Source organism: Levilactobacillus tujiorum (genome assembly GCF_012641185.1).
Taxonomy (GTDB): domain Bacteria; phylum Bacillota; class Bacilli; order Lactobacillales; family Lactobacillaceae; genus Levilactobacillus; species Levilactobacillus tujiorum.
This window is the reverse complement of the sequence record NZ_JAAXLK010000065.1, coordinates 1-227: the sequence shown is the minus strand read 5'-3', so window position 1 is coordinate 227 and position 227 is coordinate 1. Positions and strand designations below refer to the sequence as shown.

General features: G+C 50.7%; 1 rRNA gene. It reads right to left on the bottom strand.

What is annotated here, in order from left to right:
* Window positions 1-227: ribosomal RNA gene (locus tag HF569_RS12220) — 16S ribosomal RNA — on the bottom strand; the annotation flags it as partial.

The following is a 227-nucleotide window of genomic DNA, read 5'->3' as shown; positions in this document are numbered from 1 at the left end:
TCGTCCATTGTGGAAGATTCCCTACTGCTGCCTCCCGTAGGAGTTTGGGCCGTGTCTCAGTCCCAATGTGGCCGATTACCCTCTCAGGTCGGCTACGTATCATTGCCTTGGTGGGCCTTTACCTCACCAACTAACTAATACGCCGCGGGTCCATCCAGAAGTGATAGCCGAAACCACCTTTCAAACAAAAACCATGCGGTTTTTGTTGTTATACGGTATTAGCACCT